Below are 13,008 nucleotides of genomic sequence, written 5' to 3'. Positions count from 1 at the left end.
TCGATCTGCCGCGTTACTTCTCGTTCACCAGCTTTTCCAGCTCGTTGAGCGTCTCTTCGAAGATCTCCATCGCCTGTTCGATCGGCTTGGAGGTGGACATGTCCACGCCTGCCGCTTTCAGCACCTCGATCGGCGGCGCGGAGTTGCCCGCCTCGAGGAAGTTGGTGCGGATGCGGTCGACGGCCGGTTTGCCTTCGTCCAGCACCTGTTTGGCCAGCGCCTGGGAAGCGGCGAAGCTGGTGGAGTATTGATAGACGTAGTAGCGGTAGTTGAAGAAATGGGGGACGCGCGCCCATTCCATCGCGATTTCCTCGTCCGAGACCATGTCCGTGCCGTAGTACTTCTTGTTGAGGTCCAAATAGATCTTCTTGATCGCTTCGGCGTTGAGCGATTCGCCCGCCTGCTCCTTCTCGTGGATCACCCGCTCAAACTCGGCAAACTGGGTCTGTCTGAACAGCGTGGAGCGGAAGTTCTCCAGGTAGTGATTGAGCAGGTACATTTTCTCTTCCTTGGTCTTGGCCTTTTCGTACATGCTCTTGAACAGCATCGTTTCGTTCATCGTGGAGGCCACTTCCGCCGTAAAGGTCGGATAGTTGGACGTGATGTACGGCTGCGTCTTGTTGGTGTAGTACGACTGCATCGCATGGCCCAGTTCGTGGGCAATCGTAAACACGTCGTCCAGCGTTCCCTGGTAGTTGAGCAGCACGTACGGATGCGTGTCGTACGCTCCCCACTGGTACGCCCCGCTGCGCTTGTCGTCGGTGGAGTAGACGTCCACCCAGCCGCTTTCCAGTCCCTCGGCCAGCACCTTCACGTAGTCGTCCCCCAGCGCCTGCAGGCCGTCGACGACCATTTTCTTGCCTTCCTCGTACGGAATGTACCTGTTGTCAGACGGCACGATCGAGACGTAAATGTCGTACATGTGCAGTTCCTTCACGCCGAGCATTTTCTTCTTGAGCGCGATGTAGCGGTGCAAAAGCGGCAGGTTTTTGTTAACGGTTTCGATCAGTTCGTCGTACACTTTCGTGGGAATGTTGTTGGGCGTCAGGCTGGCCTCCAGCGCGGAGCCGTACTTGCGCGCCTGGGCGTAGAAGTTGTCCGCTTTCACTTTGGCCGCCAGCGTCTGGGCAAAGGTGTCCTGGAAGTCTGTCAGCGCCTGATAGTATGCCTTGAAGGCATCCTTCCGCACCCGCGGGTCCTTGCTCTCCAGGTAGGAGACGAAGTTGGCCCGCGTCAACTGCACCTCGTTCCCCTTTTCGTCCTTGATTTTCGGGAATTTCACGTCCTTGGAGAGCATGCCGTAGATGTTGGTCGGCGAGTTGCCCAAAGGCGACGACTTGGCCAGCAGCTCCTCCATCTCTTTGGACAGCGAGTACGGTTTGGTGCGGATCATGTCCTCCAGCATCATTTTGTACGGCGCCAATTCCTTGGCTTCCAGGAAGCTCTTCATCTTGTTGTCCGGAATGGCGACGATCTCCGGCTGCATCCACGAGGTCTTTTCGGAGACCAGCGTGTTCATTTTTTCCGCCCGGTCCGCCAGTTTTTGCAGCTCGGAATTGGCCGAGTTGACGTCCAGGGACATGTTGGCGTAGACGTACGCCTTGTCGTTCAAGCGCATCAGCGCGCTGTAGTCGTCCAACGCCTGCAGCAGCGATTGCACCGACTGGCCCAGTTTGCCCTGATGCTTGGTAAACGCGTTCGCCAGCGCTTCCACCTTGGCGACGTCCTTCTCCCAGTCCTGAACGGTCGGGTAGATATCTTCCAGCTTCCATTTGTACGAGTCGGGAATGTCGGCGCGGGATTTGTAAACGGGCGCTTCCGCCGCAGCCGCCACCGCCGCCGTACTGTACGGGATAAACGGGGAAGATACGGTCGTCAACGCGATCGCCAGCGCCGCAAAAGATGCAAACGCTCGTTTTTTCACTCAGAATCGCCCCTTTTCTTCATGTTTTATCTTTGCTAAATACTGTAATTATATCCCTCCCCCTTAATTCCTTCTTACTAATAAAAATATTTTAAATATTTAATCCTGTTTATCCAAAGATTTACGCTGTTTGTGAATAAAATTGTGGATAACATTTGTCGAAAACCGTGATTGTCCACATTTCTTACGGAAAATCCAAAAAAAACGACTTGGTTGTCCACATTTTTGTGGATAGTGCTGTGCATAACTTATTTTCCGTTCAACGTGACAAACGCCCATACCGCCTCCTCTCTTCCGACATAGCATAAGTAATGAATCCAGGGTAGGAGGTGTTAGCTAGTGGGTATCTTCAACGGCCGCTTCGAGGGTTTCGCGCTTGTGCTGGTTCTCTTCATCCTGCTTGTCATCGTTGGTTGTGACTGCGACTAACGTCCCCGCCGCCATCCAACCTTTTTAAAGGTGTACATCCTTTTGACACGAGCGTCTGCATATCCAGCCCCGGCATCGCTTCGGCAGCAGCTTCGCCGGAATGGCTCGACTGAATTTTCGAGAGGTCATCCACAAGATGTTTTGCGCAAGGCAAGACGCCACCCACCCGGTTCCCTTGCCTTTCGCCACCATTGACCAAAAGAAAGAGGATGCAGCCCGTGATGCGGCTGCATCCTCTTTCCATTGCGCTCGCTTGTCCGTTTTTGCGGTGTCCTTTGTCCGCATGTCCGGTTACCCGGCATTCCGGCCGTTTACGGGCATTGTGGAAAACAACAGGCCGGGTCTTCCCAAACGGTTACGATTCCGGTTGGTCCTCTGCACGAACCAGCACTTTTTTCATTTTCCGCTCAAATTCAAGACGCGGGATCATCACACTGTGGTCGCACCCGGTGCATTTGATGCGGATGTCCATGCCCATGCGGATTACTTTCCAGGCGTTGGTCCCACACGGATGGGGCTTTTTCATCTGCACGATGTCCCCCAGGGCAAACTGCTTTCGTTCCATGTGTCTCCCTCCTTCTCCTCGTCCCTCGTGTCAGGCTTGTCCTTTTGGCTGGATGGACACCATCCGCGGGTACGGGATCTCGATGCCGCGCGCGTCGAACTCTCTCTTGATCATCGCCCGCAGCTTGCGGTTCACGCCGTGATGGGTGTTCGGTTTGCACTCCGCCGTCACGCGCATGATCACTTCCGACGGTCCGAAGGCGTGAACGCCGAGCAATTGCGGTTCCGCGACGATATCCGGCATTTCTTCCTGCGCCTTTTTCAAAATCTCTTTCAAGACGCGCTCGACGTGGTCCAGATCCTCTTCATAGGCTACCGATACGTCCACGACCGCCAACGTGTTTTGCAGCGAAAAGTTGGTCACCTGATTGATGGTGCCATTGGGGAAAATGTGAACCTCCCCCGTCCAACTGCGAATCCGGGTGATCCGCAGGCCGATCTCCTGCACCGTACCCGTCATGTTGTTGATCGTGACCACGTCGCCCACGGCGAACTGATCCTCAAAAATGATGAAGAAGCCGGTGATCACGTCGCGCACCAGGCTTTGCGCGCCAAACCCGACCGCCAGCCCCAGCACCCCCGCGCTGACCAGAACGGGACGCAGGTCGACGCCCATCTGCTGCAGCACCAGCAACATGGCCAAAAAATAGATCGTGTACCGGGCCACGTTGTTCACCAGCACCCGCAGCGTGTCGACCCGCCGCTGCTCAATCTGCAGCTTGCTGCCCTGCCGATGCTGAAACACCCGGTTTACCGCCGCCTGGACGACCGATACCACGATGCGGGACAAGATGATAATCATCAGGATTTTCAGGGCGACCAATCCGATTCTGACCCATGTATCCGGATTTGTCAGATAAGCGCTCGCTTGCGCATACAATGTCTCAAACCATCGCTCCTGCTTGGCGATCTCCTCTGTCATGCAAACCGCTCCTTTCTGTTTCCGTGTTCGTCGATTTCGTGGTAGCAGTCGGAAAACAAGCGAAAGTAGCCGCGAATTTCCACATGCTGCCCTTCGATGATCTCTCTGGCTTGCCGGTAGTCAGCCAGCGGGAACTCAATGGACAGGGCGCAGCCGGCCGTGATTTCTTTCGGGGTCGGGCGGGTGTCAATGTCGATATCGGCATACTCCAGCAGCATCTCCGCCCGCAGCGCCTGCTGGGTGGAATCAAACGCGATCAGTACGGTCTCGCCTTCCACATCGATCCCCTCCCTCCACTTTTCTGTTCCCATTGTACCTGTTCAGGTACAACCGCGCCAGTTTCCCCGGTTGTAAAGAATTGCTTTTGCCGGGCATGTTTCCGGGCATGGAAATGGAACAGGACCCATCGCTCAGCCCGAAAAGCTGCCGCCGCAAGACCGTGAACCGCCGGCTGCGGACGGCTGGTATTCCCGGACGCTTCGCCTGTCGTTGTTTCACTTTCCGAAGCGTTCAAAACAGCCGCAACCTTTGCATTAGCTGGTATAAAAATGCCCGTCCGGTACTATACTGTGAATACTTTTGGTGTTATCCGTCCGAACGACGCGAGACTTGGGGGTAGCCATGAACCTGTTCGATAGCCAGCGCAAGGACAGCTCCTTGCCGCCGTTTACAGTCGAGTATCGAAATGAAAACGCTGCCGATCAGTTGGCTCAGCACCTGGCGCAGCGCTTTCTCCTGAAGCCGTACCACGACGAAATTGTCATCCTCTGCATCGGAACCGACCGTTCTACCGGCGACGCGCTTGGGCCGCTGGTCGGCAGCAAGCTGAAATCCCGCACGCACCACCTGCTGCACGTATACGGAACCCTGGAAGAGCCCGTGCACGCCATGAATCTCAGCGAAAAACTGGATGAAATTCGCCGGACCCATCCGCAGGCACTGCTCATCGCCATCGACGCCTGTCTCGGCCAGTTCAGCAATGTGGGCAATATCAATGTGGCGGACGGGCCCCTGAAGCCAGGCGCCGGCGTGAAAAAGGACCTGCCCTCGGTCGGCACCTTTCACATTACCGGCATTGTCAATGTGGGTGGTTTCATGGAGTATTTCGTCCTGCAAAACACGCGTCTCTACGTGGTCATGCGCATGGCGGACATCATCGCCTCCGCCCTGTTCCAGGCGGCCGTGCTTCACTCGGGCGATCCGCAGCGGCTGGGCACCGCTTCCCCCGAGTAACCCCTTGCCCACTCTGTACGGGGATGACGCGTTTCTATCGAAGCCTTCGCGATGAAGGCGGATCTTCTTTCCCGGCGGTATGGTGCGGTTTCAGGGAACAGCCCGGTGTGATGTTTTCAACGATGGGACACCGAAAAAAGACTTGTTTTCCTCTCGCGCGGGGACAAACAAGTCTTTTGGTTGTGATCGTCTACAGACTTACAACCTGCCGCTGCCTGGCTACCTCCACCGTCACCGGCGTCACGTCCGCCACCTCTCCGTCGGCATGGACGACCAGCGGGTTTTCCGCCTGAATCCGGATGTGGCGGCCGCGAAAAAAGCGGACAGCCGGATGCCGGACGTGCGCCCCTCTGTAGATCAAGGGGAAGGCCCTCAGCAGGGCCCAACGGCTGACGCCGCTGACCACGCACACCTCAGCCAAACCGTCATCCGGCACGGCCCCCGGACAGATGAGCATCCCTCCGCCGTAATTGGGAATGTTGGCGACGGCGATCAGCCAGACGTTTTCCAACTGCTCCTGTTTGCCGTCGACGGTCAGCATGACCCGGCAGGGTTGATAGGAAACCAGCACGCGCAGCATGGAAATCACATAGGAGAGCGTTCCAAGCCTAACCCGATTGAGCCAACGTTTGTAGCCGGCTTCGTTCGTGATCTTTGCCACCTGCCCGTCAAACCCGGCCCCCACGGCATTGACAGCCAATTGCCCGTTGACGCGAAGCAAATCGATCCGCTTTTGTTTCCCGGCAGCCAAAATCCGCTCCAACGCCTGCAGCGCATCGCTCGGCAGGTTGTGGCCGCGGGCAAAATCGTTTCCCGAACCGGCCGGCACATGGCCAAACGGGCAGCAAATCCCCGACTCGCTGATGCCGTTGATCACTTCGCTGACCGTTCCGTCCCCGCCGACCGCGACAATGTGCGTTACTTCCTCTTTTTGCAGCAGCTCGGCAGCCAGTTTTTTGGCTTCCCCCTCTTTTGACGTCATCCGCACCCGATAAACGGCACCACGCCGTTTCAATTCCGTCTCAAGACGTTTCCACACGACGGCTCCCCTGCCGTTTCCCGCCACCGGGTTGACGATAAATCCCAGCATTGCGCCCTCTCCTCGCCCGTTCTCCTCTCACTCCTGTCTGTATTATCGCACGATGCGGTGCCCCTGCATAGGTTGCGGCCCGTCGATCTGCATCCCGTGAAACGCCGAGATGACGGCGGGCACATCCGGTTCATTAAGAAAGACTCCTCCCTCCGGAAGAGCCTGTCCCTCTCATTTGTTCAGCCCATCACTGCCGACAGCCATTTCTCCACCGGCACGCCGACCGCTGCGATCACGAGCGCCGGAAGCATGTTGGCCACGTTGATTTTTTTTAATTCCAGAATGTTGATGCCGATCGCGATGATCATCAGTCCGCCAACCGCCGTTACCTCCGCCAGTATGGCCTCCAGCATCGCCGGGCTGACCAGACTGTTGATTTGCGTGGCCAACAGGGCAATCGTCCCCTGATAGAGAAAGACGGGGACGGCGGAGAAGATGACGCCAATGCCCAACGTCGATGAAAAAATGATGGACGACAAACCGTCCAGCATCGCTTTCGTGTACAAAATGTCGTGATTGTTGCGCAAACCGCTGTCCAACGAGCCCAAGACGGCCATGGCACCGATACAGTACACCAGCGTTGCCGTTACAAACCCTGTGGCGATTTTCCCCTGCCGGTTTCCTCCCATCTTTTTCTCCAGCCATTGGCCCAGACGGTTCAGGCTTTTTTCGATGCCCATCAGCTCTCCGATCATGGAGCCCAGCACGATGCTGACAATCACGAGCAAAATGTTGTTCGTATCCAGGCTCATTTTCAATCCCAGCACGACAATGGCAAGGCCGATCCCCTGCATGACCGTCTGCCGGATTGATTCCGGGATGCCGGACAACAAGCGCCCCGCCAATGCCCCCGCCGCGATGGCAAGCGCATTTACCAGTGTCCCCAACAAAAACACGTTCTCCACTCCTCTGTGATCGCAGCTTTTGGAGGAACTCCGTTTTGCCGTTCTGTACGCAGCAAGCGGGGCCTCTTCCGCCTACGCCGGGTTGAAAGCGGACGCGATCTCGCGGACCGCGTTCAGCAGCGCGTCCACGTCCTCTTCCGTATTAAAGACGCCAAAGCTGGCCCGCACCGCTCCTCGCTGTTCCGTTCCCGCCGTCTGGTGTCCCAGCGGCGTGCAGTGGTAGCCGGCCCGCGTCGCAATGCCGTACTGCTGGTCCAGGATAAAGGACGCCTCCGCTGCATCGACTCCCGCGATATTAAAGGAAACGACGCCCACTCTTTCCGTTTCGATGCCCGATCCGTACCATTCCACTCCCGGAATCTCCTGCAGTCCCAACATCGTCCGCTTCGTCAGTGCCCACTCGTGCGCACGAATCGCTTCCACGCCTTTTTCCATCACAAACGTCACGCCGGCCAACAGACCAGCCAATCCGGCCGTGTTGACCGTTCCGCTCTCATAGCGGTCCGGCCTGGTCGTCGGCTGATCGATCGCTTCCGATTGACTGCCTGTCCCTCCGTGGATCAACGGCTCCAGATCAATCGACTCGTGAACGTACAGGCCGCCCGTCCCCTGGGGCCCGTACAGTCCCTTGTGTCCGGGAAACGCCAGCATGCCGATGTTCATCTTCTCCACGTCAATCGGCAAAACGCCTGCCGTTTGGGACGCGTCCACCAGAAGTACGACACCGTGCCGTTTGGCCACTTCCCCCAGTTCGGCGACCGGCAGAATCACCCCGGTCAGATTGGAGGCGTGGCTGATCACCAGCAGTTTCGTTTTGGGCGTGATCGCCCGTTCAAAATCTTCCGCGTGAAACAGTTGGTCTTCTCTCGGCTCCACATAGGTAATCTCCACCTGTTTCGTCCGGCGCATGTACTCCAGCGGACGGCGCACGGAGTTGTGTTCAATCGACGACGTGACGACATGGTCTCCTTCTTTTAAAAACCCTTTGATCGCCTGATTCAGCGCCTGGGTGGCATTGAGATAAAAAAAGAGGTCATTCGGGTTTTGAATCCCAAACAACCGAGCCAATTGCACCCGCGTCCGAAACACGGTCTTGCTCGCCTTCATCGCCAACGCGTGCCCGCCTCTGCCCGGATTGGCCGCAAAATCATCGAGTACCTCGGCCATCATCTCCTTTACCCCGGGCGGTTTGGGCCAGGTAGAAGCAGCATTGTCCAGGTAAATGATCCGCATTGCTTCCTCCTTATGGGGTTACTCCACATACAATATGTCCAAAATGCGCTGCAAGTCTTCCTGCGAGTAAAAATCGATCTCGATTTTCCCCCGTTTGGTTCCTTTTTTAATCTTCACCGATGTGCCGAGACGGCTGCGCAGACGTTCCTCCAGTTCCATGAGCTGGGGTTCCTTTTTGGGCGGCTTCTTCTTCTTTGTTTCACGTGAAACATTGAGTTGTTTCACCAACTCCTCCAACTGCCGCACGCTTAACCCCTTGTTGACGACATCGTTGGCAAGCTGGAGCTGGACCGACTCCTTTTCCACGGACAACAAAGCGCGGGCGTGTCCCATCGACAGCGCAGACACCGACACCATCTCGCGAATCTTTTTGGGAAGCTGCAGCAGGCGCAGCATATTGGCCACGTGCGGTCTGCTCTTGCCGATCTTTTGGGCCAGTTGTTCCTGCGTATACGAGTGATGGGCGATCAGCTTTTCGTACGCTTCCGCTTCTTCCAGCGGATTCAGATCTTCCCGCTGCAGGTTTTCGATCAGGGCAATCTCCATCAACTGTTGGTCGGAATACGCCTTGACCACAGCGGGCACTTTTTTCAATCCGACTGCTTTGGCCGCCCGCAATCGCCGTTCTCCTGCCACCAATTCAAAGCCTTTGATGCTTTTCCGAACGATCAGCGGCTGAATGATGCCGTGTTCCTTGATTGACTGGGCCAGTTCTTCGATCGCTGTCGGTTCAAACTCTTTCCGTGGTTGATACGGGTTGGGACGGATGTCTCCGACGGCGATCTCCGTTACGCTCTCCCCCTCTTCAATGAGATTGGACGTGATCAACGCGTTCAGACCTTTCCCTAAGCCCCTGCTCATACCCCTACCACTTCCTTCGCCAAGTCGGTATACACTTCCGCTCCTCGAGAGCGCGGATCATACGTGATGATCGCCTGTCCGTGCGACGGCGCTTCACTCAAGCGGACATTGCGGGGAATAATCGTCTTGTACACCTTGTCCTGAAAGTATTTCTTCACTTCTTCAATAACCTGAAGCCCCAGGTTGGTACGCGCATCCAGCATGGTCAGGACGACGCCTTCGATCGTCAACTGGGAATTCAGGTGTTTCTGCACCAGGCGGATCGTGTTCAGCAGTTGGCTCAATCCTTCCAGCGCATAGTATTCACACTGAATCGGAATCAGCACCGAATCGGCCGCCGTCAGGGAATTCACCGTCAGGATTCCGAGCGAAGGCGGACAATCGATAATGATGTAATCGTATTTATCTTTGACGACTTCCAGCGCCTTTTTTAAACGAACCTCACGCGAGATGGTTGGGACGAGCTCAATTTCCGCGCCGGCCAATTGAATGGTAGCAGGAATGATCATAAGACCATCGATGTCAGTAGGCAACGTGGCATCTACGGGGCTGACATCATTGATGAGCACGTCGTAGATACAGTAGCGCACATCCGCTTTGTTCACACCAATCCCGCTGGTTGCGTTCCCCTGCGGATCAATGTCCACCAGCAGCACCTTTTTTCCCAACGTGGCCAAACAAGCGCTGAGGTTGACGGACGTGGTCGTCTTTCCTACGCCACCTTTCTGGTTTGCTACCGCAATGATTTTACCCAACTTCTCCACCTCATTTTTACACCATTCTACTAACCATGTTACCAGATTTGCCGTTCTGTCGTACGCTGTTTTTTGGAAATGAAATATTTTCCGCCCATGTGCCAGCGTGACACGGGCGTGTTTTCCTCCCGAAGCGTCAGAATGGGACGTGTGCCAAAAAGAAAGGCGGCCGTTGTCCGCCACCGTGTTCCTGTTTCCGGAACGATTCTTCCCCTGTCTTTTCTTTCTTCTTTCCCCTTTGGAAATCCGTGTGTGCATCTATCGCGTCTCTGTCTTATTTCCCTTCCATCCGTTTGGGAATGCGAATCGTAAATTGATAGTATTCCTCGTGATCCTCTTCATTCGTCTCGACCGGAAAACCGGTCTGCAGCACCATGTCAATGGACTGACGCACCGTGTTGATGGCGATGCGCGCATCCCGGGAAAAGGCTTTCCACTTGGGCTTTGCCTCTTTTTCCGGTTTGGGATGTTCCGCTGCCTCCAGGAGCTGCTTGACGCGCGTCTCCGTCTGCTTGACGTTCCATTCACGCTCCAGAATTTCCTGCAGGACTTTTCGCTGCAGGTCCGCATCCTTCAAGGGGATCAAGGCACGCGCATGTCTCTCCGTCACTTTTCGGGTGAGCAGGGCATCCTGAATCTCCTGCGGCAAATGGAGCAGCCGCAGCTTGTTGGCGATGGTGGACTGCCCTTTGCCCAGACGCTGCGCCAGGCTTTCCTGCGTCAGGTTGTGCAGGTCAATCAGCTTCTGGTACGCGATGGCTTCTTCGATGGCCGTCAAGCCTTCGCGCTGCAGATTTTCGATCAAGGCGATGGATGCCGTCTGCGTATCGTTAAAGTCCTTGATGATTGCCGGAATACGCTCCATCCCCAGCTTTTTCGTCGCACGCCAACGCCGTTCCCCAGCGATCAACTCGTAACGGTTGTTACGCAGGCGAACGACAATCGGTTGAATCAATCCATGCGTGCGGATGGTTTGGCACAGTTCGTCGATTTTTTCGTCGTCAAATACCGTCCGAGGCTGATATGGATTGGGTACAATTTCGTCAACGGGTATTTGTCGTATTTCTTCATTGTCTGTTTTGTCCGTCAACCCGAAAATGCGAGAAAACGAATCTTTTACTGCCATGGTTTGCATCCCCCACTTCCAACCGTTCCATCAGCCGCTGTGCTAAACAAGACGTGACGATTCCCTGGTTGACAAAACTTCCGCCTGAGCCGTTCGACGCAGCCGTTTCTTTTATTGGATTTCGGAACGTTTTCTTCCCGTATCAGTCTGGCGAGCTCACACGATGCTGGGTTGGGTGATACGGCCGAAAGAAAAACTTCTACCAGTCGTTTTTCGAAGATGTCGATCCTTCTTTTGCGAATGGTTCTTCCTGCTGTTTCAGGCTGCACATCGCTGAAGCATTTGCTTTTTGAAACAGGAAGAACACCTTCTGCAGAAGTCCTTCCGAGGATGATCAACCTTCATCAGCCAAGCGTATTCCTACTGCTCCAGGCAAATCATCGTGAAGTGTGCTTTTTTCTGAAACAGAAAAACAGTCGACGTCGTCTCTTCGATGCAGTCGAGTGCTTCCCCTGCGGATTTGTTACCAAAGAAATGCCGATAGCTGACGCTGAGGCACATACGTATCTGTCTCACGTACTCTTCTTTCCTAATTATTCTGCACGGTCCGTTTAATTCCTGCTGCGGAAACGTGTTTCACGTGAAACATCCAATGCATGAACGTGCCCCCTCGTTTAGCAATCGCTTCTCAACGGATTACGCCCTACGTATGCAGCACGCACTCCTGAATCGTGCGCTGCCGGGATTCGTGATGGAACGGAAGCTGCTGCCCACCCCTGCCGCCCTTGCAGACGCATCCGCAGCAAATCGCCGTTCCCGCCTCATCACCAGATGGCCCCGTTCTTCCTTCTCTTTATTGCGTCAGGGAACGTTCCGTATTCATTTTCAACCCGATTGTTGAGCGAACAGCCTGAACCGTGCAAGCGGGCGTCTCCTGCCGCCATACCGCACACAAGCAATGATGAATGGATCATGCCCGGTGGTGCAGAAAGCGGTAACCGGCAACCCATACATGGCAAAAGAACCGATGAATCTATTTATCTTCGGAGGTCATGCATCAGAGGAAATCGGGAAAATAACGAAAAAGAGATTGGGGAGCAGGTTGAGGGTAGCACGTTTTTCCATGGCGAAACTCATTGGTATTCTGCTCCCTCCTTTGTCCATCCAAGATGATGTTGTTTGGAAAAAATGCGAAAAGCGAAAATCCGGAGTCATCCCCGGTACAATGGAGCAATTCCCCTCCTCCCTTCATGCCAATCCGCATGTCGGGATATCGTCATTCCCGTTCATGAACATACCCCTATCGATCAGCATTCGGGAAGATGCGAATCATCCAGGCCATTGCGCGAACGGGAATCGTTCACGTGAGAAACGGAATATGTCCGCCTTTGTGGAACAAAACGACCATTTCCGCTGAACGACAGTCAACGCCAAACGATAGCCGGGTCTTTGAAACAGGCAATTTGCCCCGCATGCTCCCTTCTGCCCAGGACTCGTCTCACATGCTGCCGGCCGCCACGCTTGTCCCGGCAAACAAAAAACCAAGCGAACCTGCCGCCCGCTTGGATGAATCCGATCGTGTCCGTTGGGAAAACGTGATTTCTTCGGTTTCGACCCGGACGCCGCTCCGGCCCTTCCAGGGAAAACATGCCACTCTCACTGGCACCACGTCGATGATGAGCTGTGTATATTCCAGTATGCGAATGGGGCGGCGCTCATATAAAGGACGTCTCGCTGAATTCTCCTCTGCTGATTTTCCCATCCCCTTTTTCGCTGCTGGATGGGATTCCTTTTTTCGCCTTCTCGTTAGGACGTTGGGGGCAGAATCGTCTGCTTGCGTGGCATCCATTCCCTCTTCTCATGACCATCGCCGCTGTCCGCCGCCTTTCGCGAAACAAGCCGAGCAGCAGCAACCACGTTAAACAACCGATACCTCCTGAGAGCGTCTGTCAGTACGTGCTGGTCGACATGCCGTGAGCCGCTTGATCAGACGCTCTTGTGGCAGCCATCGATTCATCTCTCACTG

13 protein-coding genes are annotated in these 13,008 nt (G+C 55.3%); 3 read left to right on the top strand and 10 right to left on the bottom strand.

All coding sequences use genetic code 11. The annotated features are described in order from the left end of the window. Positions 1-13: 13 nt before the first annotated feature. Positions 14-1,924, bottom strand: coding sequence for an oligoendopeptidase F (gene pepF, locus FOI68_RS18925; RefSeq protein WP_143864023.1), 1,911 nt, complete (start codon positions 1,922-1,924; stop codon positions 14-16). Positions 1,925-2,263: 339 nt separating this feature from the next. Here pepF and FOI68_RS24290 point away from each other — a divergent pair, with 339 nt between their 5' ends. Then, positions 2,264-2,353 (top strand): YjcZ family sporulation protein, encoded by a 90-nt coding sequence (locus FOI68_RS24290; protein ID WP_035290222.1) that lies wholly within the window; start codon positions 2,264-2,266, stop codon positions 2,351-2,353. Positions 2,354-2,708: 355 nt separating this feature from the next. Here FOI68_RS24290 and FOI68_RS18915 read toward each other — a convergent pair whose 3' ends face one another. The 3 genes from FOI68_RS18915 to FOI68_RS18905 are packed head-to-tail and all read right to left on the bottom strand — an operon-like array spanning position 2,709 to position 4,117. Next, positions 2,709-2,918, bottom strand: coding sequence for a DUF951 domain-containing protein (locus FOI68_RS18915; protein ID WP_029100554.1), 210 nt, complete (start codon positions 2,916-2,918; stop codon positions 2,709-2,711). A gap of 30 nt (positions 2,919-2,948) precedes the next feature. Continuing rightward, positions 2,949-3,839 carry a mechanosensitive ion channel family protein gene (locus FOI68_RS18910; protein WP_029100555.1) on the bottom strand — a complete coding sequence of 297 codons (891 nt, stop codon included), beginning with the start codon at positions 3,837-3,839 and terminating at the stop codon, positions 2,949-2,951. After that, entirely contained in the window at positions 3,836-4,117 is a 282-nt protein-coding gene (locus tag FOI68_RS18905; protein WP_029100556.1) for a putative Se/S carrier protein, read from the bottom strand. The genes FOI68_RS18910 and FOI68_RS18905 overlap by 4 nt, the downstream gene beginning before the upstream one ends. Before the next feature lie 343 nt (positions 4,118-4,460). On the opposite strand from FOI68_RS18905, the gene yyaC reads away from it, so the two are divergent. After that, positions 4,461-5,072, top strand: coding sequence for a spore protease YyaC (gene yyaC / locus FOI68_RS18900; protein WP_035296459.1), 612 nt, complete (start codon positions 4,461-4,463; stop codon positions 5,070-5,072). A gap of 190 nt (positions 5,073-5,262) precedes the next feature. On the opposite strand, the gene FOI68_RS18895 is transcribed toward yyaC, so the two are convergent. The 6 genes from FOI68_RS18895 to noc all read right to left on the bottom strand — a co-directional run bounded on the left by FOI68_RS18895 (position 5,263) and on the right by noc (position 11,042). Beyond that, positions 5,263-6,162: a diacylglycerol/lipid kinase family protein gene (locus tag FOI68_RS18895; protein WP_035296462.1), complete on the bottom strand. Its 900-nt coding sequence runs from the start codon at positions 6,160-6,162 to the stop codon at positions 5,263-5,265. Positions 6,163-6,341: 179 nt separating this feature from the next. Continuing rightward, positions 6,342-7,058 (bottom strand): DUF554 domain-containing protein, encoded by a 717-nt coding sequence (locus FOI68_RS18890; RefSeq protein WP_029100559.1) that lies wholly within the window; start codon positions 7,056-7,058, stop codon positions 6,342-6,344. Positions 7,059-7,139: 81 nt separating this feature from the next. Further along, positions 7,140-8,300: an aminotransferase class V-fold PLP-dependent enzyme gene (locus FOI68_RS18885; protein WP_143864022.1), complete on the bottom strand. Its 1,161-nt coding sequence runs from the start codon at positions 8,298-8,300 to the stop codon at positions 7,140-7,142. An 18-nt stretch (positions 8,301-8,318) separates the two neighbouring features. After that, the gene (locus tag FOI68_RS18880; RefSeq protein ID WP_029100561.1) at positions 8,319-9,161 is read right to left on the bottom strand and encodes a ParB/RepB/Spo0J family partition protein; all 843 of its coding nucleotides are present in this window, start codon (positions 9,159-9,161) and stop codon (positions 8,319-8,321) included. Continuing rightward, positions 9,158-9,916: a ParA family protein gene (locus tag FOI68_RS18875; protein WP_029100562.1), complete on the bottom strand. Its 759-nt coding sequence runs from the start codon at positions 9,914-9,916 to the stop codon at positions 9,158-9,160. Before FOI68_RS18875 ends, FOI68_RS18880 begins: the two co-directional genes overlap by 4 nt. 274 nt (positions 9,917-10,190) lie before the next feature. Then, entirely contained in the window at positions 10,191-11,042 is an 852-nt protein-coding gene (gene noc / locus FOI68_RS18870) for a nucleoid occlusion protein (protein ID WP_143864021.1), read from the bottom strand. A 919-nt stretch (positions 11,043-11,961) separates the two neighbouring features. On the opposite strand from noc, the gene FOI68_RS18865 reads away from it, so the two are divergent. Further along, a complete protein-coding gene (locus FOI68_RS18865) occupies positions 11,962-12,399 on the top strand; it encodes a hypothetical protein (protein WP_143864020.1) in 438 nt (145 codons plus the stop codon). Positions 12,400-13,008: the final 609 nt, after the last annotated feature.

It is taken from the genome of Brevibacillus sp. LEMMJ03, assembly GCF_007197875.1.
Lineage (GTDB): Bacteria > Bacillota > Bacilli > Brevibacillales > Brevibacillaceae > Brevibacillus > Brevibacillus thermoruber.
This window is presented reverse-complemented; position numbering and strand designations above follow the sequence as displayed.

What these genes read in the sequence shown, in the direction of transcription:
- FOI68_RS18915 (WP_029100554.1), bottom strand. Translation starts at nt 2,918, where the DNA reads ATGGAACGAAAGCAGTTTGCCCTGGGGGACATCGTGCAGATGAAAAAG.
- FOI68_RS18910 (WP_029100555.1), bottom strand. Translation starts at nt 3,839, where the DNA reads ATGACAGAGGAGATCGCCAAGCAGGAGCGATGGTTTGAGACATTGTAT.
- yyaC (WP_035296459.1), top strand. Translation starts at nt 4,461, where the DNA reads ATGAACCTGTTCGATAGCCAGCGCAAGGACAGCTCCTTGCCGCCGTTT.
- FOI68_RS18895 (WP_035296462.1), bottom strand. Translation starts at nt 6,162, where the DNA reads ATGCTGGGATTTATCGTCAACCCGGTGGCGGGAAACGGCAGGGGAGCC.
- FOI68_RS18885 (WP_143864022.1), bottom strand. Translation starts at nt 8,300, where the DNA reads ATGCGGATCATTTACCTGGACAATGCTGCTTCTACCTGGCCCAAACCG.
- FOI68_RS18880 (WP_029100561.1), bottom strand. Translation starts at nt 9,161, where the DNA reads ATGAGCAGGGGCTTAGGGAAAGGTCTGAACGCGTTGATCACGTCCAAT.
- noc (WP_143864021.1), bottom strand. Translation starts at nt 11,042, where the DNA reads ATGGCAGTAAAAGATTCGTTTTCTCGCATTTTCGGGTTGACGGACAAA.